This window comes from Vibrio sp. 1402 (assembly GCF_033340275.1).
The window spans coordinates 14,045-39,220 of sequence record NZ_JAWOWE010000002.1 but is presented as its reverse complement, the minus strand read 5'-3'; the positions used below and the strand labels follow the sequence as shown (position 1 = coordinate 39,220).

Annotated in this window: 20 protein-coding genes and 1 other RNA gene; 6 read left to right on the top strand and 15 right to left on the bottom strand. The window is 44.6% G+C overall.

The window, feature by feature from the left end:
- Entirely contained in the window at window positions 1-708 is a 708-nt protein-coding gene (gene lolD, locus R7044_RS03650; RefSeq protein ID WP_054700735.1) for a lipoprotein-releasing ABC transporter ATP-binding protein LolD, read from the bottom strand.
- The gene (lolC, locus tag R7044_RS03645) at window positions 701-1,909 is read right to left on the bottom strand and encodes a lipoprotein-releasing ABC transporter permease subunit LolC (RefSeq protein WP_031778997.1); all 1,209 of its coding nucleotides are present in this window, start codon (window positions 1,907-1,909) and stop codon (window positions 701-703) included. The genes lolD and lolC overlap by 8 nt, the downstream gene beginning before the upstream one ends.
- 249 nt (window positions 1,910-2,158) lie before the next feature.
- Between lolC and R7044_RS03640 the strand changes: the two genes are divergently transcribed.
- The 4 genes from R7044_RS03640 (at window position 2,159) to R7044_RS03625 (ending at window position 7,679) form a co-directional block, all read left to right on the top strand.
- Window positions 2,159-2,728, top strand: a complete 570-nt coding sequence (locus R7044_RS03640; RefSeq protein WP_017634743.1) for a hypothetical protein — start codon at window positions 2,159-2,161, stop codon at window positions 2,726-2,728.
- 5 nt (window positions 2,729-2,733) lie between these two features.
- Window positions 2,734-6,195 carry a transcription-repair coupling factor gene (gene mfd, locus R7044_RS03635; RefSeq protein WP_033905041.1) on the top strand — a complete coding sequence of 1,154 codons (3,462 nt, stop codon included), beginning with the start codon at window positions 2,734-2,736 and terminating at the stop codon, window positions 6,193-6,195.
- Between the two features lie 7 nt (window positions 6,196-6,202).
- The gene (locus R7044_RS03630) at window positions 6,203-6,970 is read left to right on the top strand and encodes a peptidoglycan binding protein CsiV (RefSeq protein ID WP_021707672.1); all 768 of its coding nucleotides are present in this window, start codon (window positions 6,203-6,205) and stop codon (window positions 6,968-6,970) included.
- A 160-nt stretch (window positions 6,971-7,130) separates the two neighbouring features.
- A complete protein-coding gene (locus R7044_RS03625; protein WP_005378462.1) occupies window positions 7,131-7,679 on the top strand; it encodes a GNAT family N-acetyltransferase in 549 nt (182 codons plus the stop codon).
- A 76-nt stretch (window positions 7,680-7,755) separates the two neighbouring features.
- Here the strand turns inward: R7044_RS03625 and R7044_RS03620 are convergent, their stop codons facing one another.
- The 7 genes from R7044_RS03620 to hinT all read right to left on the bottom strand — a co-directional run bounded on the left by R7044_RS03620 (window position 7,756) and on the right by hinT (window position 13,969).
- Entirely contained in the window at window positions 7,756-9,045 is a 1,290-nt protein-coding gene (locus tag R7044_RS03620) for an NAD(P)/FAD-dependent oxidoreductase (protein ID WP_005378463.1), read from the bottom strand.
- A 533-nt stretch (window positions 9,046-9,578) separates the two neighbouring features.
- On the bottom strand, window positions 9,579-10,121 hold the full coding sequence (ycfP, locus tag R7044_RS03615) for an alpha/beta hydrolase YcfP (RefSeq protein WP_213969462.1): 543 nt from the start codon (window positions 10,119-10,121) through the stop codon (window positions 9,579-9,581).
- A 75-nt stretch (window positions 10,122-10,196) separates the two neighbouring features.
- Window positions 10,197-11,078 (bottom strand): thiamine kinase, encoded by an 882-nt coding sequence (thiK, locus tag R7044_RS03610; protein WP_213870119.1) that lies wholly within the window; start codon window positions 11,076-11,078, stop codon window positions 10,197-10,199.
- Window positions 11,079-11,102: 24 nt separating this feature from the next.
- Complete coding sequence (gene lpoB / locus R7044_RS03605) at window positions 11,103-11,693, bottom strand: penicillin-binding protein activator LpoB (protein ID WP_005378467.1); 591 nt, start codon at window positions 11,691-11,693, stop codon at window positions 11,103-11,105.
- Between the two features lie 66 nt (window positions 11,694-11,759).
- The gene (locus tag R7044_RS03600) at window positions 11,760-12,152 is read right to left on the bottom strand and encodes a YcfL family protein (RefSeq protein ID WP_064353738.1); all 393 of its coding nucleotides are present in this window, start codon (window positions 12,150-12,152) and stop codon (window positions 11,760-11,762) included.
- Window positions 12,152-13,549 carry a COG3014 family protein gene (locus R7044_RS03595; protein WP_025766940.1) on the bottom strand — a complete coding sequence of 466 codons (1,398 nt, stop codon included), beginning with the start codon at window positions 13,547-13,549 and terminating at the stop codon, window positions 12,152-12,154. The genes R7044_RS03600 and R7044_RS03595 overlap by 1 nt, the downstream gene beginning before the upstream one ends.
- Window positions 13,550-13,618: 69 nt before the next feature.
- Window positions 13,619-13,969 carry a purine nucleoside phosphoramidase gene (gene hinT, locus R7044_RS03590; RefSeq protein WP_005378473.1) on the bottom strand — a complete coding sequence of 117 codons (351 nt, stop codon included), beginning with the start codon at window positions 13,967-13,969 and terminating at the stop codon, window positions 13,619-13,621.
- Between the two features lie 269 nt (window positions 13,970-14,238).
- Here hinT and R7044_RS03585 point away from each other — a divergent pair, with 269 nt between their 5' ends.
- Together R7044_RS03585 and R7044_RS03580 are read left to right on the top strand one after the other, a co-directional pair.
- Window positions 14,239-16,230 carry a methyl-accepting chemotaxis protein gene (locus tag R7044_RS03585; RefSeq protein ID WP_225455360.1) on the top strand — a complete coding sequence of 664 codons (1,992 nt, stop codon included), beginning with the start codon at window positions 14,239-14,241 and terminating at the stop codon, window positions 16,228-16,230.
- Between the two features lie 163 nt (window positions 16,231-16,393).
- On the top strand, window positions 16,394-17,554 hold the full coding sequence (locus R7044_RS03580; protein ID WP_005378476.1) for a DUF1887 family protein: 1,161 nt from the start codon (window positions 16,394-16,396) through the stop codon (window positions 17,552-17,554).
- A 157-nt stretch (window positions 17,555-17,711) separates the two neighbouring features.
- Here the strand turns inward: R7044_RS03580 and udp are convergent, their stop codons facing one another.
- The 6 genes from udp to R7044_RS03550 all read right to left on the bottom strand — a co-directional run bounded on the left by udp (window position 17,712) and on the right by R7044_RS03550 (window position 25,115).
- Entirely contained in the window at window positions 17,712-18,470 is a 759-nt protein-coding gene (gene udp, locus R7044_RS03575) for a uridine phosphorylase (protein ID WP_005378479.1), read from the bottom strand.
- Window positions 18,471-18,784: 314 nt separating this feature from the next.
- Window positions 18,785-21,091, bottom strand: a complete 2,307-nt coding sequence (locus R7044_RS03570) for a zinc/cadmium/mercury/lead-transporting ATPase (RefSeq protein WP_053307489.1) — start codon at window positions 21,089-21,091, stop codon at window positions 18,785-18,787.
- A gap of 172 nt (window positions 21,092-21,263) precedes the next feature.
- Window positions 21,264-21,683, bottom strand: a complete 420-nt coding sequence (locus R7044_RS03565) for a CBS domain-containing protein (RefSeq protein WP_005378483.1) — start codon at window positions 21,681-21,683, stop codon at window positions 21,264-21,266.
- Window positions 21,684-21,930: 247 nt separating this feature from the next.
- Complete coding sequence (locus R7044_RS03560; protein ID WP_005378485.1) at window positions 21,931-22,665, bottom strand: RNA methyltransferase; 735 nt, start codon at window positions 22,663-22,665, stop codon at window positions 21,931-21,933.
- Between the two features lie 212 nt (window positions 22,666-22,877).
- An RNA gene (gene ffs / locus R7044_RS03555) (signal recognition particle sRNA small type) lies at window positions 22,878-22,974 on the bottom strand.
- 137 nt (window positions 22,975-23,111) lie between these two features.
- Window positions 23,112-25,115, bottom strand: coding sequence for a GGDEF domain-containing protein (locus R7044_RS03550; protein ID WP_017634751.1), 2,004 nt, complete (start codon window positions 25,113-25,115; stop codon window positions 23,112-23,114).
- Between the last annotated feature and the right edge of the window lie 61 nt (window positions 25,116-25,176).

The following is a 25,176-nucleotide window of genomic DNA, read 5'->3' as shown; positions in this document are numbered from 1 at the left end:
CTAGCCCTCCGCAGATGCTGTATCAGTCACAAAACGATCTACGAGCAAACCATCTTGCATGTGCATTTGACGATCCATTTTTGCTGCCAGCTCTTTGTCATGCGTGACAACCAAAAATGCAATGTTTGACTCTTTATTGAGCTCGCGCATCAAATCATAGATAGACAGTGCCGTATTGTGATCTAAGTTCCCCGTAGGTTCATCAGCCAAGACCAGGTCAGGTTTATTCACCAATGCACGCGCAATCGCAACACGCTGACGCTCACCGCCCGATAACTCGGAGGGTCTATGTTGCATCCGATGATTCAAACCAACTTTATCTAACAGCGCTTTAGCCGCCTGTTTTGCATCCGCTACTTTAGCACCGCCAATCATCAGTGGCATCGCCACATTTTCAAGCGCAGTAAAGTCAGCCAACAAGTGATGAAACTGGTATACAAAACCAAGGTGCTTGTTGCGTAATGCCGCCTGTTTGTTCGAGCTCAAAGCTGATAGGTTTTGCCCTAGAAAATCAACTTCACCATGAGTTGCGTCATCTAACGCACCTAAAATATGCAATAAGGTACTTTTTCCCGAACCAGAAGAGCCAACAATAGAAACCAACTCCCCTTTGTCGATATCGAAACTTACGCCTTTCAACACTTCCGTATCTAACGAACCCTCTCGGTAGACTTTACGAATATCACGACATTCTAATAGCTTATTCATAGCGAAGTGCCTCAGCAGGTTTAACAGAAGATGCTCGATAAGAAGGATAAAGCGTAGCAGCAAGGCTAAGAGCAATCGCCAATACCACCACTAAAAGAATTTGCAGTGAATCAATCAAGATGGGTAGATGACCACCAAAGCTGAATAGCGCCACACCAGCAGATTCAAGAATCGCATTTAGATTAAGTGACAAGATCACGCCCGCAGCGCCACCAACAATCGCGCCAATTACACCACTGCTTGCACCTTGCACCATGAAAATGGTCATCACTTGAGATTGAGTCATGCCTTGAGTTTTCAATATTGCGACTTCTGATTGCTTCTCCATTACCACCATGATTAAAGCGGAGATAATATTGAATGCAGCGACACCCACAATTAGACCTAGCATAAGTCCCATCATGTTCTTTTCCATTTTCACCGCTTGGAAAAGCTCACCACGCTGTTCGCGCCAATCACTCCATTCCCATCCATCAGGCATGGGTTGGTCAGCAAAATCCGTCACCATAAATGGGTCAGAGAAAAAGACACGCCAACCAGAAACCGTGTCTTTAGGGAAACGCATCAGCTTAGATGCATCCGTCATGTTCACAATCATTAATTGACCATCAACGTCCGATCCCGTATTGAAAATGCCTGAGACAGTAAAGTTTCGCTGGCTAGGAATACGGCCAAGTGGGGTAAACTGCGTTGCGTTGGTCACCATCAAGCGCACTTTATCCCCGATTGAGACCTTTAGTGAACGCGCCAAACTGTGACCCAAAAATACATTGTAGTCACCTGCTTGAAGTGACGATAATCGTCCGGCAATCAAATGGTTGCTAATCGGATCGCCTTTCTTAGGTTCAATACCGATGAGGTAACCAGCCGTCAGCTGTGCAGAACTCTGAATAACAGCCTCTCCTCTAACGATAGGTTCCGGCTGAGATTCACTCGACATCGCTTGAACAAATGGAGGGGCAGACTCGGTCATAGGCGTTTTTCCATCGTGTTGCGAAACAACGGCATGAGGTAGCACACCTAAAATGCGTTCTTTTAACTGCGATTCAAACCCGTTCATCACAGAAAGAACCGTCACCAACGCCATTACACCGATCGTAATACCCGCCGTCGACATATAAGAAACAAATCGGCTGAACCTATCTCCAGAGCGTCCCCGAAGATACCTTAAGCCAATAAACAATGAGATAGGATGATACATATAAGACAAACCAACTGGTTGTTTTGATATAAAGCTTTAGCGGATTATCTTACCTTACTCTTCTCATTAAGAAGACAAGAGAATCGCTAAATTTGTCAACGACATGCAATAAGTCTGTATTTAGGGCAAAAAGTTCAAGGACAAACCGGCTAAACTTGATAACTTCATTCAGTTAGCGATAATCAGTGCCCTATTTCTCTTTGTTTGTTGAGTGAACAGGGAGCGCTCACTGGCAAAAGGATCGACTATATGACAGAGCAAGAATACTTTACCGTCCATCATAACCTCACCATCAACGTCGAAACGTTGAGTGCGGACTTTGCTTTGCCAGATGAAGAAACATTTGCCTCCGAAATTCCAGCACCATTTATTGTCGCCAGTGAATTTAGTCACTTAGATATGTTGGCAGACAACGCGCGTCTAGAGCTGAAAAACAAAGAGTTAAAGCATGTGATCAACTTGCTTGATACGCAAAACGCGAAACTTAACCTCTTGTTGAGCTTTATGCTTTCACAACAAGATGACGCCTCCATTCGATATCAAACGACGCAGTTTGGTGCTAGTCAACTCAGTTTCCGCTCAGATACAGCGTTAACTACTCAACAACTCGTTCGTGTTAAACTGTTCCTCGATCACCCTGCTGCGGCGATTTATTGTTACGCTCAAGTAGAAGAATGTGATGCTTCAGAGCAAGATTTCATTATCACGCTTAGATACAAGATGCTCCGAGAATCTGATCAAGATTTACTGATAAAGGCGGCACTGTATCAACAACAAAAACTTTTACGTCAGCGCTCGATGGAGCGAGATAAAAAATAATTCCTATGACAAAAGCAACGATTCTTTCCGTCACCAACCCTTCAGAGCGTGGCGACAAAAAACAGCTAGGTAATTTGCCGGGCGCAGCTCTACCTCTAGCCATTGCAGAGCTAGCCAAGCAGCATTCGAGTCACTCGCTACTCGTTGTGCCTGACCCGCAAATCGCTTTAAAGCTTCAGGCAGAGATTGAGCAATTCACCGACCAAACGGTAAGCCTGTTCCCCGACTGGGAAACGCTGCCTTACGATAACTTTTCTCCGCATCAAGAAATCATCTCTGAACGTATCGCACGCCTATACCAACTGCCAAGTCAACGTGATGGCATAACCATCGTCCCGGTCAGTACAGTATTGCAACGCCAATCGCCACGTGATTTTCTGTTGCAACACACTTTAATGGTGAAAACTGGTGATCGGCTCTCGCTAGAGAAGTTACGTGTACAACTTGAAAATTCTGGCTACCGCCATGTAGATCAAGTCTTTGGACCAGGTGAATATGCAAGTCGTGGGTCTATTCTGGATCTCTTTCCTATGGGCAGCAATGACCCGTACCGCATCGACTTCTTTGATGATGAAATAGATACCATTCGCACGTTTGATCCAGAGAACCAACGCTCTATCGACGATATTCAGCAAATCCAATTGCTGCCTGCACATGAGTTCCCAACCACTAAAGAAGCGATTGAAGATTTCCGTACACGTTGGCGCACCCAGTTCGACGCACGCCGCGAGCCTGAATCAATCTACATGCAAGTGACCAAAGGCACGTGGCCCGCTGGTATTGAGTATTGGCAGCCGCTGTTTTTTGACCATACCGAGACTTTATTTGAATATTTGCCAGAAGACTCTCAAGTCATCACATATGGTGATATCGAATCTGCGGTCGATACTTTCTTAACCGATGTCGAATATCGATACGACCAGAAAAAAGTTGATCCGCTGCGTCCTCTTTTGACTCCTGAACAGCTTTGGTTGAAAAAAGACGAACTTTTCAGTCAACTAAAACAGCTCCCTATCGCTCAATTGAGCCTAGATAAAGTGGTTAAGCGTGCCGGTCGTCAAAACCTACCAGTACAATCGTTAGCCGAGCTTGGCGTTCAACAACAAAATAAAGAGCCGCTCTCGCGCCTTCGTCAGTTTAGTGAGCAATTCAGCGGCAAAATCGTTTTCTCGGTAGAGTCAGAAGGTCGTCGTGAAGCACTAACGGAGCTGTTGCAAGGCATCAAAGTTCGGCCGGTCGTACATGGCTCACTTTACCAAGCTCTAGACTCGGGTGATCGATTCAGCTTGATCTTAGGCGCAGCAGAGCATGGTTTCATTCACGAAGAGCTGAACTTCGCTCTGATCTGTGAAAGTGATCTACTCGGTGACCGTGTTATCCAGCGACGCCGCAAAGATAAAAAAGCCGTCAACAGTGACACCGTTATTCGCCATCTTGCGGAACTAAAACCCGGTCAACCTGTGGTTCATATTGATCACGGTATTGGCCGCTACATCGGTTTACAAACACTTGAAGCCGGTGGCATGAAAACGGAATACGTCACCCTTGAGTATCAAAACGATGCCAAGCTCTACGTGCCAGTTTCATCACTGAATCTTATCAGCCGTTATTCTGGCGGCGCTGAAGAGAGTGCGCCACTGCATAAATTAGGTGGTGAAGCGTGGGCAAAAGCACGTCGTAAAGCGGCAGAAAAAGTGCGTGATGTCGCAGCAGAATTGCTGGATGTGTATGCTAAACGAGAATTAAAACCTGGCTTCAAATTTGAGCTAGATCGTGGGCAATACGCAACATTTAAAGCAACATTCCCGTTTGAAGAAACAGATGACCAAGCGATGGCCATCAATGCCGTATTGTCAGACATGTGCCAGGCAAAAGCGATGGATCGCTTAGTGTGTGGTGACGTGGGCTTTGGTAAAACGGAAGTCGCTATGCGCGCAGCATTTGTCGCAACGGATAACAGTAAACAGGTCGCCGTACTCGTACCAACAACCTTGCTTGCTCAGCAGCATTTCGAAAACTTCCGTGACCGTTTTGCCAACTTACCAATCCGAGTTGAAGTACTGTCTCGTTTTAAATCTGCCAAAGAACAAAAAGTCATTCTGCAAGACGTTGCCGATGGTAAAGTAGACATTGTCGTTGGTACGCATAAGCTGCTTTCGAGCGACATTAAATTCAAAGATTTAGGTTTGTTGATCGTTGATGAGGAACACCGCTTCGGGGTTCGTCAAAAAGAAAAGGTCAAAGCAATGCGTGCGGATGTGGACATTCTTACCCTCACCGCAACACCAATTCCACGCACACTGAATATGGCAATGAGTGGCATGCGAGACCTGTCGATCATCGCGACACCTCCTGCACGCCGTTTAGCCATTAAAACCTTTGTTCGACAAAAAGAAGAGCCAGTGGTCCGTGAAGCGGTACTGCGTGAAATTATGCGTGGTGGTCAGGTTTACTTCCTGCACAATCAGGTTGAAACCATTGAAAAAACGGCAGAAGACTTACAGAAACTCATCCCAGAGGCACGCATTACCGTGGCTCATGGTCAAATGCGCGAGCGCGAACTTGAGCGAATCATGAATGACTTCTACCATCAGCGCTTTAATGTGTTGGTGTGTACAACCATCATCGAAACCGGTATCGACGTACCAACGGCAAATACCATAATCATGGATCGTGCGGACAATCTTGGCTTGGCGCAGTTGCATCAATTGCGTGGCCGTGTTGGACGTTCGCACCATCAGGCCTATGCTTACTTATTAACGCCACATCCAAAAGCCATGACCAAAGATGCCATCAAGCGTCTTGATGCGATTGCTTCACTGGAAGACTTAGGTGCTGGCTTTACGTTAGCAACCCACGATTTAGAAATCCGTGGTGCTGGTGAGCTGCTTGGTGATGAGCAAAGTGGGCAAATTCAATCCGTTGGTTTTACACTTTATATGGAAATGCTGGAACAAGCAGTGCAAGCATTAAAAGAAGGCAAGGAGCCATCTTTGGATGAGCTGCTTCGTGAGCAAACTGAAGTGGAAATGCGAATCCCAGCGCTCTTACCAGATGATTACATTCCAGATGTAAACACACGACTGTCGATGTACAAACGCATTGCGAGTGTCACAAGCAGTGATGAACTATCAGAGCTAAAAGTGGAACTGATTGATCGCTTTGGTCTGCTTCCAGACGCAACAAAGAACTTACTTGCCGTCTCAGAATTGAAAATTTCGGCTGGTAGTTTAAAAGCGAAAAAGATAGAAGCCCATGATAAAGGTGGATTTATCGAGTTTTACCCTGATGCTGACATAAATCCAGCGTATTTAGTTAAACTGCTGCAATCACAGCCGCAAAAATTTGCAATGGAAGGTCCAACTAAGTTCAAGTTTAGCGTACCATTGGTGGACCGACGTAAACGCATTCAGTTTGTTCAAGACTTACTGAATGATTTTAAACAGAATTTATTACCAACGAGCTAATAGTCGAATGAGAATACTGATCCCGTTATTGCTTCTATGTGTCTCAATGCCCTCTTGGGCACAGCGCCAATTTGATATTGAAGTGATCATTTTCAAGCGAGCAGTCGACGCTGAAAGCACAACAGAATCTTGGCCGAATCAACTGCCAAAAATCGATATGGAAAATGTCGGTAGCCTAGAGAGTGAATCCTACCGCCGCTCTAAAGGCGTGACACTTTTGCCAAGTTCTTCTTTCCGTCTCAACGCGCAAGAAGCGGCACTAAATAATCATGCCGGCTTTAAAGTGCTTAAACACGTAGCCTGGCGTCAAGGTGACCGAGGTAAATCTAGCGCCCCAATTTTCCGCATCGTCGGCGGGCGAGATTTCTCTGATTCTTATCAAGCAGATGGCCGCCCAATCAATGGCAATCAAACATTTTCCAGCGACGGTTACAGTGAAGAGACGGTCAATGGTCCTTTATATGAACTAGATGGTCGATTCCAAATATACGTACAGCATTACCTCTTCGCCGAAACAACACTAGATCTGCGCGAACCAAGTGTTAGAGAGGTGCGTTTTGAACCAACCTCAACTGAGCAATTGGCGGATGACTTAGGTGAAGTAGATGGTAACGTCCAAGTAGGTAACTTGGCAGAAATATCGCCGACAGTAACCGAAGAGAAATTCCTGAAGAGTTATCGAATGGATCAAAAACGTCGTATGCGTAGCAGCGAGACTCATTACCTAGATAACCCGTTGATGGGTATGATCATTCAAGTTCGTCGGGTTCGATAAGCACGAGCGGTTCGACAAAGCGCAGCAAAGCTGCGCTTTGTTTTTATCTGCTATACCTCAGTTATTCCTAACCAACGCAGAGCAAGGAAAATAGCTGCGTTCAAGTATAAATAGACAGCTTTCAATTTACTTACACTCAACATGGAAGTCGTATTAGTTCATGAGTCCAGACTTTGAAATCATTGCGCCCCGCTTAGCGCTCAAGCTCATCCCTGCTGAAGAAGCACATTCACTACAACGATTACTTGCAGAATCCCCTTCGCTGCACCAATGGCTTGACTGGTGTGATAAAAACGTCACATTGAAAACCGCGCAGGACTTTCTGTTGGCAACCCGTCTTAACTGGGTCAAAACTGAGGCTTTTGGTTTCGGTATCTATGAGCGGCAAAGTAACACTTTGGTTGGAATGGCAGCGGTTAATGAGTTATATCATACGTTTAATATGGCGAGTATTGGTTACTGGGTTGCCGACCGCTATCAACGGCAAGGCTATGCCCAAGAAGCCGTTAAAGCCTTAGCAGAATTCTGCTTCGCAAAGCTAAGTTTAACTCGACTAGAGATTGTTTGTGACCCCGACAACGAAGCTAGCCAAGCCTTAATTGAGTCCGTCGGTGCACAAAAAGAAGCCATCGCCAGAAACCGGTTTATTTTTCATGGTAAGCCTAAAGATGGCGTTGTGTTCTCACTTTTACCGACAGATCTAACATAAACAAAAAGCCACCGACTTGCGGTGGCTTCTCCATTTTTTAAGATACAACACATCCACACAGAGTGGATTTAAAACCTTAGTGCAGCTTAAGGTTTGGACGCAGCACGCGATTAATGCGGCCGACGAGCATCATCAGACCGGTTTTGAATACACCGTGCAACGCCATTAGGTGCATGCGATACAATGAGATGTAAACGACACGAGCAATACGGCCTTCTACCATCATCGACCCTTTAGTTAGGTTCCCCATCAGACTACCAACGGTTGAGAAGCGACTTAGAGACACTAATGAACCGTGATCTTTATATACATAGTCTTTCAACTCGCGCCCGTTGATCTTCGCGACGATGTTACTAAATGCCTGACTTGCCATTTGGTGTGCAGCTTGAGCGCGTGGCGGCACGAACGAACCGTCAGACTGGGTGCATTGTGCTAAGTCACCAATAACAAAGATGTCATCATCTCGTGTTGTCTGTAGTGTGTTTTTCACTACAAGCTGATTGATACGGTTCGTTTCTAAGCCAGCGATATCTTTAATAAAGTCTGGAGCTTTGATACCTGCAGCCCAAACCATGATTTGAGCTGGGATTTTCTCACCATCTTTTGTAGTAAGGCCATCTTTTTCAGCTTTAGTCACCATAGTGGCGGTGCGCACGTTTACGCCCAACTTCACCAACTCTTGATGAGCAGCAGAAGAAATACGTGGAGGTAACGCTGGTAAAATACGCTCACCTGCTTCAATCAGATTGACGTTCAACTTGCTAGAATCAAGATCACCGAAGCCATAAGTGCGCAGCTCTTTAACAGCATTATGTAACTCAGCTGATAGTTCAACGCCAGTTGCACCAGCACCAACAATCGCAATATCGACCGTACCGTTACCGTTTTTCGCGTGCAGCTTTAGGAACTCGTTGTTCATTTCTGTACGGAAACGGTGTGCTTGCTCAGGGCTGTCTAGGAAAATACAGTTTTCACGAACGCCAGGCGTGTTGAAGTCGTTTGATGTCGAGCCAATCGCCATCACTAGAATGTCGTATTCTAGCTCACGGCTTGGCATAAGAAGTTCACCGTGTTCGTCTTTAAGCTCACTTAAGATGATCACTTTACGTTCACGGTCGATGTCTTGAAGGCTACCCATTTGGAAGTCGAAGCTGTGGTTTTTTGCATGAGCTCGATAGCTCAGTGCATCTACTCCTTCGTCCAAAGAACCTGTAGCAACCTCATGCAATAATGGCTTCCACAAGTGGCTCGCTTTTCGATCGACTAGCGTAATTTGCGCACGGTTTTTGCGACCTAGAGTTCGACCAAGCTTAGTTGCCAACTCAAGACCACCTGCACCGCCGCCTACAACGATAATGCGTGTCACAATGATTTTCCTCTACAAAAATGAATATATGGGGTTCAGCTCGATGCATGACTCACAAACATTTGTGGCATCCATCCAACCGATGAATTCTTGGTTCTTAGAGGTGTCTCAATTACTTGGATTAAAAAACTACCACCCACTTTGATTCTTTATCTATCAATGACTTGTCAGGGTTTGGCATGTTTATCTGGCACGCATACGACGCCAGAATTTTTTGGGCAAGTTTATTACTCGCTCTCAATTTTTTTTGATATTTATCAAATTATTTTAGTCCGGTTCATTATATAGAGACCAACTTTGAAGGCAACCAAAATCCGTGTAACGAGTACGGATTGACTACTTTTCGACTACTCTACAACAAGGTGTTCGTGCTACATAGGAGGGAAGTAAGAAAACGGTAAGGAGAACACAATATTCAAAGCGTTAAACCAAGAAAATGTGCCTTTCAAAGAGACAGTGGCTCGGCATACTCAAGAGAAGGAATCGCAGCAAAGCAGCCGATAAAAACGCCGCTTTACTGTCTACACTCAACATTAATAAGTATTTTTAAATACCTTTATCGCTTGTAAATGATGAGAGATTTTTTTGAACTTATGAGACTGAGTTTCATCCCAAATGATTTGATAGTGTTTTTCTAGCTCAGCTGCCGTTTTCGAATTGTCATGCACTTCATCATCTTTAGAGAGAATCACTAAGCAGTGCGCTTGATTTTTCGCTCGGAACTGATCAACACATTTTGTTGCGATATCTTCGTACTCTTCTGGGCGATCGATTCGACCAGCCATCGTTTTTTCTGGGTGCAAGTTCGGGTTGAACATCACTTGCTTGATACCGCATAGAAAACCAATTCGCTCAGACCAGTAACCACCTAAACCTACCCCACAGATTAACGGGCTTGGGTCATCAGATTGATCGATAACTTTAGACACTTCTTTTAACAAGTGTTGCATGTCGTGCTTTGGGTGAAGGGTGCTGTAATTGATAAAACGAACGTCGTCGTCGATAAATTGCAGTTGAAGAACTTTTTCGTGGTTACCCGGGCTTGTACTGTCAAAGCCGTGTAAGTAAATAATCATGTGTACCTCTCCCTGTGTGTATCTGGTACTTTTATTAAAACTACCACTATTTCCTTACTGTTAAAGGGGAAAATATCACGAGTTCTCAAAACAGTGATCTTCCATACACAATGAGCCTTTCAACTCATACGCACTGTTTAAGTATTGTTCATCTCCCCACAATTTATAGGCAAGTAGATACCAGAGCATCGCCATCACCAAGGTTCTTGGTTGCCAAGCGTGTACACCTCTCAGCCAAAGAGACACATCTTCGATACCTCGAATTTGGCAATACTGCTTTACCGCTTCTTCCACAGGCGCATTCGCGACCTGAATAGTTAAGGTCAAATCTAGCCTAGGGTCAGCAATCCCGGCATACTCCCAATCAATGACTTTCACCCCACTCTCCCCTCGCACTAGGTTATAACACCCCAGATCGAAGTGACATAGGGCAAGCGGAACAAGTTCAACGTTCGGTTCCGTGCGCCATTTCATGTACAAAGCATCAAACTCCGTACCCACATACTGACCATCAAGCTCAAGCCAATAATGATCGATGCGAGAAATATATGAAAATGGAACCAAAGGAATTGCGCTTATCGGATATTGATGAATCTTCGCCGCAATGGATAATAAATTGCTTAGTGCTAAGCCTGACTCCGTCAGTGCCTCTCCTTCTATCCATTCCACCAGCAACCCTTGCTCATGAATAAAAACTGGCTTGGGGCCAATTTCCAATGAAGAGACTGCATTCAGCACTTGATATTCACTGTGACGAGAAATTGAAAAAGCCTTGCAGACATGACTGGTCGGTCGCCAGATGTATGCAAGGCCTTGAGAAGATTCCAACCGCCAACAGCGGTTGGTTAGCCCCCCGGTAACAGTTTGTACTTTTACCGGAGGCTCCGTAAAGAAGCCATCGAGAGCGTTAAGACTCGGATCTAACTGTTTTGCTTGTTGCCAAGAAAACCATGCCATTGATGACTTCTCCACCCTGTTCGATTAAAGACCGAATAGGCTCTTAGATTGCGCTTTACGAATTTCAGTTTCATCCGCCCACTCAATCAAACCTGTTTCTAGGTCCATTAGGCGCATGGTCATCTTGTAGTATACATCTTTATCGCTACCTGCATTTTTCACAATGCTAGATAGGTTGCCGTAAAGCATGTATTGAGCACCAACCATTTTACCAAATTGGATCGCTGTGCTTTGGTTAACAAGCTCATCCGTGTTTTGGAAGTTAAGTTGTTCACGCACAGACTCAACACGATCCATATCAACAAAGCGGAACTTACCTGAGTTCAACATCTTAGTAGAGATCGTGTCAGTAATGGATTCAGTGTCAATATGTTCACTGGTTTTGTTCTTAATTCGCTCAACAAAAACGATAGGACGTTGGTCACGAGTAATTGCTGCTACAGAGCCCGACATCATCATGCTATCCACCATTTCAGCCGCGATTTTTTGTAAATCTGTTGAGCCAAAATCGATAGTCGTGGTTTCTGTTGCTTGCGCATCGCCGTAAGAGACTTTGTTAGAACAGCCACCTAAAATGACGGCAAGACCTAAAAGAGCAATAATACTTTTTTTCATGAGAGTTCCTTAGTTTTTCAATACCAGCGCATCGTTAGCGCGGCAGCTTCGGCAGAGCCGTTAAGATTAATCGTCTTGTGCTTCTCTAATTTGCACACGGAATTTTGTGCCATTTGGATTCACAGTAACTTCAGATAACGTGACTTGCTCAAATCCTCGCACAATCATTTTTCGCCACGGACCAGGTTTGGTATTCACTTCTAAACCATTGTTGTCATACCAATAAAATCGGTAAAGAATGTGCTGATCACCTTTGTAATTGCTACTCAGCAGCACGACTCCTCGTGGGCGATCATCAACGTAAGTGGTGGTGATGTTGTCAACTAATAAGCGACTACCTAAAACGTTATCATTAAAAAATACTTTTTGCGTTTGGCCATCAATTCGAATACCAGCCGTGTTTTCGGCGCATCCAACTAAACCAATAGCCATTGCTAAACAAACAAGCCATGCTTTCATTACAGTCTCCCTAGCTGTTTATGCCACACGGTTGAGTGTGCTCCCTGACGAGATACCCATACCAATGTAGTCTGCTGTGCAGGCACTTCAAACTGATAGGTTTGATCACCCAAGTTTAAACTTTGTGTTCCCGGTTTCACGATTTTTGAAGCCGTTTTCACTTGCGCTGGCAATGTTTGCCAACTTCTTGTATCTGGCTGTTCGGTCAATGTGTTCCATACATTGAAAAGTATGTTGCCCACATCATCGCCTTTTTTCGCCGCCTCTTTTCGGATTCGATCTTTTGCCCAAACACGAAGAGCTTGACGGATCACTATTGTAGTAAGACGTTCATTAAGATCGTTTTGCGCCATCGCATTAACATCAGTCAGCGTACTGGAAGGCAATACCTGACCATTTAAAACAACATCGCTAAAACGTTGAGCACCTCGGTTCTGATAATAAGGAAGCGCCAACGAATAAATCGCGCCATTATCGCGACTGTCGTAAATCGGTAAATCAATACGCCACCCTTTCATCGCCTCAACAACACCCTGCTCATCAATAACGATGACTCGCCCTTGTGACTGAGTTAATCCAGAAGGTGCTTTGCCATACCGCTTCTCTAGCATGCGCAAGTCTTCACGCATGCCCAGCTTCTTAGCAGCGTATAAGGTACTTTCCACAACTTGCTTGTTGTCTGGCATTACAGCGAGTGCTCGTCGGTAATCAACATAAGCACTGTTTAAGTCTCGCGACGCTTCATATAACAAGCCAGAAAGATAGAACAGATAACCATTTTGTACCGCGCTTAGTTTTTTACCAGCATCAGGGTAGTTCGCTAACACACTGCCTAAATTGGCAGACATGCCTTGCTTGTTAAGGTCTTTCTCTGCTGCTTTTAGCTCTTTTTCACGCGCCTTTCTTGCTGCTTCCTGAACTTGATTAGCTCGACGCACTTCAACTAGTGCCCCTTCTAAATCGTTTTTCTGTAAGTAATTTAGTCCTAGATACAGGTGCAAAAAGCCAAGTTCGTAATCGGCGGGATGATAGTCTTGGAGATTGTCGTTCACTGCGAGAGAGCCGACGCTCGTTGCCGTGTCTGACACAGATATCGTCGCACGATCTTGTTGAACACGTACAGCACGATCGCTGCTTTCTAGCGCATTCAAACTTGTTGGGTAATCTTCAGCAAGAAAAGAGATGCGACCTTTTTCAAAATTGCCAAGTATCTCGCCACCCACTTCACTTGATTGAAGTTGTTTTGCTTTGGCATATTCCCCTGCAACAACGGCTTGATAAACTTCTTGATTCTGGTTGCTGTAATGACTAAACAGATTGCCCGCAGATAAATTCGCGCAGCCAGAGGCCATTAAAGCCCAGCTCATCAGCCCTAACAGCTTTACACCTAGTTTCACATTTATCTCCACAAATGTGTCATTCGACAGGAAAAAGAAGTGGGTGAATCGCCACCCACTTTTAAAAGCTTAGCTCAATACCATTGGACCTAGAGGGCGACCGCCTAGTAGGTGCATGTGAATATGGTAAACCTCTTGGCCACCATGTGGATTACAATTAACGATCAGGCGATAGCCGTCTTCAGCAATACCTTCTTCTTTCGCCAACTTTCTAGCAACAGTGAACAAACGCCCCATCATTGCTTCATCTTCAGCTTCTACATCATTCGTTGTTGGGATCAGTTTATTCGGAATAATGAGAATATGGCTTGGTGTGCGAGGGTTAATGTCGCGAAACGCAGTCACCAAATCATCTTGATAAAGGATATCGGCAGGGATTTCCTTGCGAATAATTTTACTAAAGATCGTTTCTTCCGCCATGAGGACTCCATTTTATAAACGTAATTAGACCCCAATTAGTATGCGCCAACCAAAAGCGGAGCTCAATAAAAACAGTGTTCACTTAACATTATTAATCAAATGCTAATTAACGAAGCTTTTTTTGTCGTGTGCGTCATAAAATGCGCATCACAAACTGAATACAATCCAATGAATTTTGTTACTTTTTTAAGACAATTATTATTTTTATACCCAAGTAAATTCAAAAATACTTGGGTAGCTTGTCTATTTTTGGGAGAGGAAGCTCACTTATGCGAGGTTCAGTTATTAAAAGGATGTATGCCGGCTTTGCACTGATCATCATCCTATTTGCCGTCACAATTGCCATTATGATGGGAGGAATGAGTGATATTCACGGAAAATTTGGCACGGTTTCTAAATCATCCCTACCGTTGGTATCGTTATCTAATCAAACCAGTGTTGAGCTGCTTTCTGCCGACAAATCATTTAAAGACTTCCTGACGACAGAGAATAAACAACGCATGGATGAAATGCGTCAGGAATTTGCTAGATCTCAACAGCGCTTCGAATCCACATTGGCTCAACTGAAAACCGCAAGCCAAATCTACCCTTCTCTTGCCGAACCGTTTTCAGAGTTAAAAACGTTAGAGCAGAGCTATTTTACAGAAGCTCTAGAGGCCATGGACAACTACGAAGCAATGTTCGCGGCTCAAGAAGAAGTGCAAAAATCCTCACGCCGCTTCCAAAAACTGAATACCGAACTGTCGGTTGGTCTTAAAGAATATGTGGCAGATCAAACCAGCATTTCTGTCAAAGTCATGGCAAAGAGCTACTTTATCAAGTTAAAAGATGCCGAAGTGATTACTTCTGATGCCCTCGCCAGTTCCAACCCTGAGTTTGTTACGCAAGCCGTGGCTAAAAACCGCAAAGCAGTAACACACTTGAATTACGCATTCCGCGGGTTGGTGACTCAGCTTCCTGAGCTAGAAAAAGCATTTGGCGAATCTGTAGAGCAATTTACTCGTGACGTTGGTATGCGTGGCGGTGTGCTAGACCAACATAATAATTACCTCAATGCTCGCGCCGCTTTGTATAACAATATCGCCAACCTAGCAAATAAAGTGGATTCAACCATGGCGATTCTTGAGCAATTCACGACAACCGCAACAGATAAGCTCAATGAATCATTGGCAGACGCAGGTGACATATATTCGGCGGGTGTAACGAAAGCCATCATCATTGGCGTTATTGTCGTTTTACTCGCGACAGCGATTGGCTACCACATCGCACAAAGCGTTCGCGAACCGTTGACTCGTATTCTAAAAGTGTTAGAAAGCCTGACTGAAGGTGATATGACACAGCGTATCGATATTCGCTATAACAACGAATTCAGCCGTGTGAGTGGACACATTAACTCACTCGCCGACAACCTTCACGAGATCTTGGTGAAACTCAACGAAGCGTCAGAAAACCTATCGTCAACCGCGACAACCAACGAACGCACCTCTTCGCAAGCACAAATTAAATTGAGCTCTCAACGCGAACAAACGGCAAACGTCGCTACTGCGATGACAGAAATGTCTCATTCAGTGCAAGAAGTCGCGCAAAGTGCGCAAGGCTCGCTAGAAATGGTGCAACGCGTCGAATCTGCCTCTGAAGAAGGCAGAAATGTTATGAGCAGTAACATCTCAACCATTAATCAACTAGAAACACGTTTGAACGAATCGGTTTCCGCAGTTTCTGAGCTACAAAAGATGAGTGGTCAAATTGGATCTATCCTTGATGTGATCCGCAACATTGCGGAGCAAACCAACCTACTGGCATTGAACGCGGCAATTGAAGCGGCTCGCGCTGGTGAACAAGGTCGCGGCTTCGCGGTAGTGGCAGATGAAGTACGAGTACTCGCATCAAGAACGACTCAATCAACCACTGAAATTGAATCCATGCTCAGTAATCTGCAAGCTAGCTCGCAATCGGCGAACCAAGTCATACAAAGCTGTATGAGCGATATGGAGATGTCGGTTGAGCAAGCATCAAAAGCGAACAGCTCAATGGAAGAGATCCAGGCGCTAATCATCGAAATCAGCCAAATGAGTACGCACATTTCACAAGCAGCAGCAGAGCAAAGTGAAACATCAACAGACATTGCTCGCAGCATTGAAGATATCAACAGTATCGCCGATGAAAGTTTCCAAGCCATGTCGAGTATCGCACAAACCAGTGAATCACTGACCCACTTGGCTCATCAGCAAAATGAATTGGTCCACCGCTTTAAGTTATAAATACTTTATAACTAAGAGCATTAATTAGTGCAATCAACTGTATAAGGGCGACTTTTTGTTAAGTCGCCCTTGTTTTTTGTCGGCCATGTCTACATATGATAAATAAGGCCAGCTCATCCCCTTGCACAACTCTTTTCGAGCGGCCTCATAAAAAGGAAAATCTATGGCTGTTCATGTTGGTATTATCGACCAAGACCCAGTGAGATTGGTCACTCCTCTATTAGATAATCGTACGCTAAGCACACATATCGTCTTCATCGGAGACAAGAGCCAGTTAGATATATTTGACCGACTGAGTGCCGTTTTAGATCAACGAGAAATTACTTCTGAATTTTTTGAAATTCCATCCGCTGTTAATACATCGCTGATCAAACAAGCAATTCAAAAACTGGCAAAAGACCTTCATGAACGCGGCGAAGATGTAAAATTGAACGCGAGCTGTGGTCTTCGTCATCGCTTGTTGTCGGTGTACGAAGTTTTCCGTACCTATCGCTGGCCAATTTTTGTGGTTGAGCCTAGTAGCGATAAGCTTTGTTGGTTATACCCTGATGGCAAAGAAGATACCCAAGTCGAAGATCACATTACGATTGCAGATTACCTCACTATCTTTGGTGCACGCGGCGAGTTTCACCACGTTGATTTACCACCTCTTCTTGATAAAAAATTGTATGAACTTGGTGAACGATGGGCCTCAAATGCGCTTGAGCTTGGGCCAGGTCTAGCAACACTTAACTACCTTGCAACCACATGCCGCAAAGAACAAAAGCTTGATGTCGAGCTCTCCGAAAAACAGCAGGGCTACCGTGAGCTCAACATGTTGCTTTCAGATTTAGTAGAAGCAGAAATCGCCACCTATGAGAATGGCGTTTTAACGTTTGCAGATGAAGATGCTCGACGCTTTTCAAACGGTGAGTGGTTAGAAACTTTGGTTCACAGCACCGTGAAGCAAATCCAAGACACCATGCCGACGATCCAAGATCGATCGTTAAATGTTCAGGTTTATCGTAAACTTGGTGAAAGTGAAGTACGCAATGAGTTAGATGTCGCAACAGTTGTAAACAACAAGCTGCACATCATCGAGTGCAAAACCAAAGGCATGAGAGATGACGGCGACGATACTTTATATAAGTTAGAATCGCTTCGCGATCTATTAGGTGGCTTACAAGCGCGCGCAATGTTGGTGAGCTTCCGTCCTCTTCGTCACAATGACATTACTCGTGCTGAAGACTTAGGGCTAGCCCTGATTGGCCCTGATGAGCTTAAAGATTTAAGAACGCACTTAACGGCTTGGTTTAAAGACGCGGGCGGTTCAGACGAGATATAGTGCCATTAAGAAAAGCTAAAATTCACAACGATAAAAAGCAGCATTAATGCTGCTTTTTTTATACCTAAATTTTAGCTGTACGCATTTCTATAAGTAGAAAAAAACCAGAGGTTAGCCTCTGGTTTTTTCTGTTTGTTTAAATGCCAACTATAGCGGCTTAAAGCATTTTACGCGCTGCTTCTACAACCACTTTAATTGAACGCGCTTCCGTTTCTTTCAGAGTTGAATGATCTGGAATCTCTTTTTGTGTACGGTTGATGATAACACCAGCCACACAACCCGCTTTTAAACCAGAGCTCGCACACATTGTTAGCAGTGTTGCAGACTCCATCTCGAAGTTAAGTACGCCCATGTCTTGCCATTCTTGCATAGAGCCTTGGAAACGCTTAACAACACGACCAGAGAACGTATCGTAACGTTCTTGACCAGGGTAGAACGTGTCGCTTGATGCAGTCACACCCATGTGAACTGTAGCGCCAGACTCTTCTACCGCTGCTTTCATTGCGGTTGCTACTTCAAAGTCAGCAACTGCTGGGAATTCCATAGGAGCAAAGTGTAGGCTCGCACCGTCAAGACGAACTGACCCCGTCGTTACGATCATGTCACCCACGTTTACATGCGGTTGAATTGCACCCGTTGTACCAACACGTAGGAAAGTGCGAACACCAAGCTGTGCCAATTCCTCAACTGCGATAGAGGTAGAAGGACCACCAATACCTGTAGAACAAACCACAACAGGTTTACCGTCTAGCTCTGCACGGTATAGCGTGTATTCACGATGGCTTGCTAGAAATACTGGATTTTCCATTTGTTCTGCGATTTTTTGAACACGCGCTGGGTCACCAGGAATGATCGCTAGAGTCGCACCATTAAGATCAGCTTCAGTAACACCTAAATGGAATACAGCTTGAGACATAAGTCGCTCCTTATTGTGGCTTATTTTATGAACAATAAGCTCATTAATCAGTTATTGGGTACAGATGCACTGTAGCGAACCTTTCACCAACATAGAGTGATCACAATCACAATGACAAAATGTAATGAAAATGAAATTTCAAACAAAACTGGTATTGATCACACTTTAAGGGGCATTAGATCATTTTGTTGCATAGCAATGCGTGATTTCAAGGACGAGAAAAACGTCTGATCGCATCAGGTGAATACGGTTAAAAAAAGCCCGATACACGAATGCCTCGGGCTATTAATGAGTGGGATCAATGGTTAGGTCAGTTATTTGATCTGCTTGGACTCAAAACGAAGTAATCTCAACGCATTCAATGTCACCAGTGCTGTTGCACCACTGTCGGCTAATACAGCAACCCACAACCCAGTAACACCAAGTAAACTTGTCACTAAGAATACACCTTTCAAACCTAGCGCTAACGCGACATTCTGACGAATGTTACTTAGCGTCGCACGCGACAGTTCTATCATGGCAGGTAGCTCAATCAAACGGTTGTGTGTTAACGCCGCATCAGCAGTCTCGAGCGCAACATCCGTACCGCCTCCCATCGCAATGCCGATACTCGAAGCTTTCATGGCTGGAGCATCATTGATACCGTCTCCCACCATCGCAACGGTGTGTTGTTGTGATAGCTTCTCGACGTAATGCACCTTGTCTGCAGGTAACAAACTCGCTTTATAATCCAAGCCTATTCTATTTGCCATTGCTTCTGCACTTCTCGGGTTGTCACCCGTTAGCATCACCGACGTGACCCCAAGTTCCTTCAACATTGCGATGGCTTGCTGGGCATCTGAGCGCAATGTGTCTTGCCATGCGATCACGCCAATGACCTCGTCATCGTAACGAACAATGACAACCGTTTTACCTTGTTGTTCCAACGTAACTACTTGCTCTATGGCTTCCTGAGAAAGTGGAAAGTCTGCCTTTGAAGGCGTGACCACTTGGACCATTTTTCCATCGACGTAACCAGTGACACCAGAGCCTACTTGCGCGGTTTTATCCAACGCTTCAGGAATAGTAAGCCCCTGCTCTTGCACTTTGGTAACTAAAGAAACCGCTAGAGGATGACTTGAACCAACCTCGATTGACGCAGTTAGGCTAAGTAACTTGTCTTCATCCATATCAAAAGCAAAGACATCAGTCACTTCTGGTTTACCTTGCGTCAGTGTCCCAGTTTTATCAAATGCGACAGACTCAACCTTGCCAAGCAACTCAAGCGCCGCACCACCTTTGATCAATGCGCCCCGCTTAGCAGCTGCCGCCAAGCCAGAAGTGATCGCCGCAGGCGTTGAAATTACTAATGCACATGGACAAGCAATCAACAGCAGGGCGAGTCCTCGATAGATCCACGTTTCCCACGGTTGGGCAAATAGTAATGGCGGCGTAACGATAACCATCAGAGACACCAGCATCATTAGCGGCGTATACCAACGGCTAAATTTATCAAGAAAGCGTTCTAATGGTGCCTTACGGGATTCTGCTTCTTCAATCAAATGAAGAATTCGGTCTATCGCATTCTCGCCCTGACGGGAAGTCACCTGTAAGCGAACCACTTTATCGACAACCACAGCCCCGGCCATCACTTTGCCACCGGTTTGATGTTCAACGGGAACAGATTCTCCCGTTAACGCACTTTCGTCAAAACTCGCAAGCGCATCTTGCAAAACACCGTCGGCAGGCAAACGACCTCCGGGGGCGACTTCTATGATATCCCCTGGTTTAAGCTGAGCAGCTGGTACTTCTTTACGTTCACCATCAATTATTAAAATTGAATTTTCTGGGACTAAGTCCATTAACGCCTGGACACCGCTTCGCGCGCGAGATGATGCATATGCTTCTAACTTTTCACCAATAAGGAAAAGCAATAACACCATTGCGGCTTCGGCGGTTTCACCTAAATATAAAGCGCCGAGCGCCGCTACACTCATTAACGTTTCAATCGCAAAAGGCGTACCGCTACGCGCCAACTTAAATGCTTTGAGCGCGATTGGGTATAAACCAAGTAAACACGTCAAAGTGAATAACCAAGCGCTTATTTGAGGGTCGATCTTAGAAATTACTGCCGCAGTAGCCATTGCACCAGCAATCGAGAGAATTTGGATGTTGTCTCTTATGACGCCAAGCCAGCCTTTCTTTGTAGTGCTTGGTTTTGGAGCATCCAGTGAAGAGAGCGGGAAACCCGTTTTTTGGGCTGTCTGCTCTATCGTAGCTATCAGCTCTAGACCATCAAAATCGACGACCAGTTTTTCTGTTGCAAACAAAACCTTGGCTTGGCTGACGCCTTGTAAAGACGTAATGGCTTTCTCAAGCTTTTGCGCACAAGATGGGCAATCCATACCTGACACAAGCCAAGCGTTCCGAACGGAGGAATTACTCTCCCTTGTGGGATCGTCTTCCTCGCCTGTGTCAACGCTGCAGCCTCCTCCACTACAGCAAGAGCTTTCAGAAACATCAACACTGGCCTGAGAGATATTGAGGGAAGATTTTACTGGCGCACAGCATGACTCGCTTGCACCAAGCGGCACCGCAGTTTTGATTTTGCTAGATTGGCAACCTTGATGTTTTGTACACATAATTTTTTCCTTATTGGTATCGGTGATTTACCTATTGCTAAGGATAAACCTTAGAGTAAGCTCCAAGGTCAAGATAAATTTGTACAGTTCGGCGATAGAAAATAAAAAAGACGCCGAAGCGTCTTTCCAAACCAGTTTAAAAGCAATATTCCGTAAAATTTAAACAGAGAGGTTAAACGGGATGCTTAAAACACTCATTTAATGTCATTCCGATGGCACGCAGCACGTCTCTTCTTGTGATAACACCAACCAACTTACCTTTGCCATCCACCACTGGATACATTTTCGGCTTTCCAACTTTCATCATGTCAGCCAGTTCAATTACTGACATTTCTGGAGAAACAGATAAGACATCATCATGCATACACTCTTGTACCGTATGTGTATCTTGGCAGTGATAACTTGCTTTCACCAACTTATCTAATAAGTCTTGCTCCGATAAAAACCCAACCACTTTTTCATTTTCATCAATGACAGGGCCACCTAGTGTGACACTTTGCATTACTTTGTTTAAAGCTGCCGAAAGTGACATATCTTTCGTGAAAGTCACCGCTTGCAACGTCATGTAATCTTTTACTTTTAATGAATGCATTCTTATCTCCTTAAGGGCATTTTATTGCGGCCTTTAGATAAGTGTCGCCTAATTTCCTGATTTTACTAAATGGAAAGGAGTAATTTTATTTATAGGCACAGCCTATTGAACTAAAACAAAATTAACTCACCGAACAACATTCACTGTATTTCGTTAAACGCAAGATTCAGCCAGGCTGATTTTTCTAGGCAATAAATACAACAAAGCCAGTCAAATTGACTGGCTTTGTTATTAAGTAATTGTTGCGTTAGCTATGTTGGCGGCGCATGTTGTCTAAAATAATGCCAGTCGCCATCGCGACATTCAGTGATTCGGCACCGCCAAACGCCGGAATCGTGATCTTATCTGTCACGAATTTTGCTGCGGCTTCGCGCACACCATGAGATTCGCTGCCCATCAACAAAATACCTTCAGCAGCGAAATCCGTTTTATGAACGCTCTCTCCCTCCAAAAACGCGCCATATACTGGCAATTTGGCGTGTTCCAAATAACTTGGCAAATCCACCAAACTCACTTGTACGCGGCCAAAGCTGCCCATGGTCGCACTGATCGTTTTAGGATTATAAGGATCAGCACAATCTGTACTCGCAATAATGTGCTTGATGCCATACCAGTCTGCAACACGAATAATCGTACCTAGATTACCAGGGTCGGATACACCATCTAGCGCAATCATCAAGCCTTTCGCTTGAGGCTCTTTTACACTCGGAATTTCAACCACAGCAATGGCCGCATTATTGCTCACAAGCGTGCTCGCTTTGGTCAATTCATCAAGCGATGCTTCAACACAATCAAAACGATTTAGCGTACCAGCATTTTGTTCGAGAAATGCCGCTGTTGCAAAAACCTGCTTCACCTTCAATGAACTACTTGCTAGCTCTAGTACGTTCTTTTCACCCTGAACTAGGAATAAGCCATGCGCTTTACGCTGTTTCTTTTGACCTAAAGCACGAAGCAGTTTTAATTGGTTTTTTGAAATCATTAAAGTATCCCAGGTGAAAATGGTTATTCGGCGAGTGTACCCTAAACAATCTTCACGAAAGTTCGGTATCGAGCGGATGAGATTATAAATTATACCTAAATAACCTCAAGAAGCTTGATCATCAGAAGACGTTGAACACCAAGCGTAGCCAAAATAAAAGAAGGCTCAAAAACGAAAAAAGCCCTGCGATAACGCAGGGCTTTCAAAGGGTGGGACCCCAGCCACATCCCGGCACACAAGTCACACGCTGCGGCTGCTTCCTTCCGGACCTGACCGAGTTCACGAGCTATTGTTGCGAGAGGACCAGAGCCCCATAGTTCTTTTCGAGAGGTCTTGCCTCAATCGATGGGGCGATTATTCAGTATCAGCTCTCATAATGCAAGAGCAAAAACCTTGAATTTCATCATTTCATTACCGTTTGAACAAAACTCGATCAATTCATTCCTTTATGATGAAACCGTGCAGTCACGATAAGAGGAGTCGTGCCGTGAGGACTGCTTACTCATGTACATGTCTTCATCAGCCAAATGCATCGCTTGCTCTAAGCTCATGTGCCGTTCCCTTTTTGCAGAGAAACCAATAGAAATACTTATAGACTCCAAATCACTACATAATTTGCCTTTCACATCGATTCTACTGAGCTCTCTCATTGCTCTAGTTAACTCGGCTTGCGTAGGATAACCCAGTAATATGAACTCATCCCCTCCAATTCGATAACATCTTCCCGACCAGACATAATGAATTTTTAGCGCCAGTAGTTGTAAAACTTCGTCCCCAGCGCGATGACCATAAGTGTCATTGATTCGTTTGAAATGATTAATGTCTAAGTAAAGTATGGATAGATCTTTGTTTACTCCTTTTCGATACTTTACTTGCAACGCACGACGATTCCTTAACCCTGTTAAGTTGTCAGTGTTCGATTGACGGTAAAGATAAAGCGAAACACAAATAGCAAACAATAATACAAAGATAAACACAGCTTGTGTTTGCGTCGCTAATCGAATCTCATATTCAAGTGCGGTACGCCAATCTGGGCGTACATCGTACTGAGCAATGATCTTATCAACTTCTAACATCGCTATCGCTCGACTGAAGAAAGGCGCAAGCATGGCTCCTTTTTCATTCGCGACCAATCCAACAGAGAGTTGTGACTCATAAAACTCGCCAATAGCGGTATCCTGCTCTATCGGAACCAATTCACTGAGACGTAAAAAATGATTGAGCATCGCCGTATCCATCGGAATGTAATCGACTTCTTCATTTAGTAGCCCCTGAATGAGCTCTTGTTGGGTACGATAACGTTTGAGTTCTTTTAGCGGTAACAGTTGCGTCATCATTTGATCGAAAAAGTCATCCTTAACTACGCCAATCCGCTCAGATATCAACTGTGAAACATGAGAGTATGTGCTCGGTTTGTAACCTAAACGCTTGACCATCACCGATGCTGGCGCGTAATGGGGCTTTGGAAAGTAGCTAAATGCGCGCCGCTCACGGCTGACCGTTAACGGCGCCAAAATTTCGAAATTACCTTGGATAAACTCATGGTACATAGAACCCCAGCTTTCACCAGGCTCACTAATGATCAAGCAGTTTAAAGCCAAGATCTCACAGCTTCTCAGGACTACATCAGCCGTCATCCCTTCGACACTACCATCTGCGTTGTATACAACATATGGAAAGATAGATTCGAGCTTAATCCGTATTGGTTCATTAAAATCAAGGGGTAATAAACGAATAGAATCACGCAACGCTGCTCGCCTTAATTCAAATTGATACTGGGAAATTTCTTCGCGAAGCTGCTTTTGCACCGCTTCCCCGTGAATAAACGTAGCGAACGTGTCCAACTCTTCAAGATGATGATCTTTTTTACTGATGATGGATACGGGCTTTATCGAAATCTGATCATTGAGCATCTTGGCGTCAAACCCCTCCATCAGCATCGGCTTGAGCTGGTTAATGGCATCGACAACGCCATCCACAGCACCTGAACGTAGCAGTGTTACTGCTTGTTCGTGACCTTGATAAGAGATCTGTTCTAGCTCAGGGTAGTGTTGTTTAAGTAATTGGGCATAAACTGTATCTTTGGGGACGCCAACACGCGAAATGTCACTCAACGTCGAATCTTTTAAACCAAAGAGGTAGGTATATTCGATATTTGTTGGGCGGGAATAACTAAAACGTTGAGCACGTTCTTGTGTGTAAGTGATATTCGCAGCAAAGTCCGCTTCCCCATTCGCTACTGAATTTAGAATGGCATCAAAGCTGGAGTAGTTCACGTATTGAACGGTAAAGCCAAACTCCTTTGAAGCAGCATTGAAAAGAACACGAGTGACGACATCATCCGCTTCAGTCGCGACTTTATAATGAGCAATTAAAGGGGCTTCGGCTTTTACATTCAAACTCAAGAGGCAACATGCAAAAAGCAACAGTGTTCGAGCAAAAGTTGTCATGACAAACTTATCTTAAATCAACCACTTATATTGTGGTTATTATTATTGGAAGTGTAGTAAA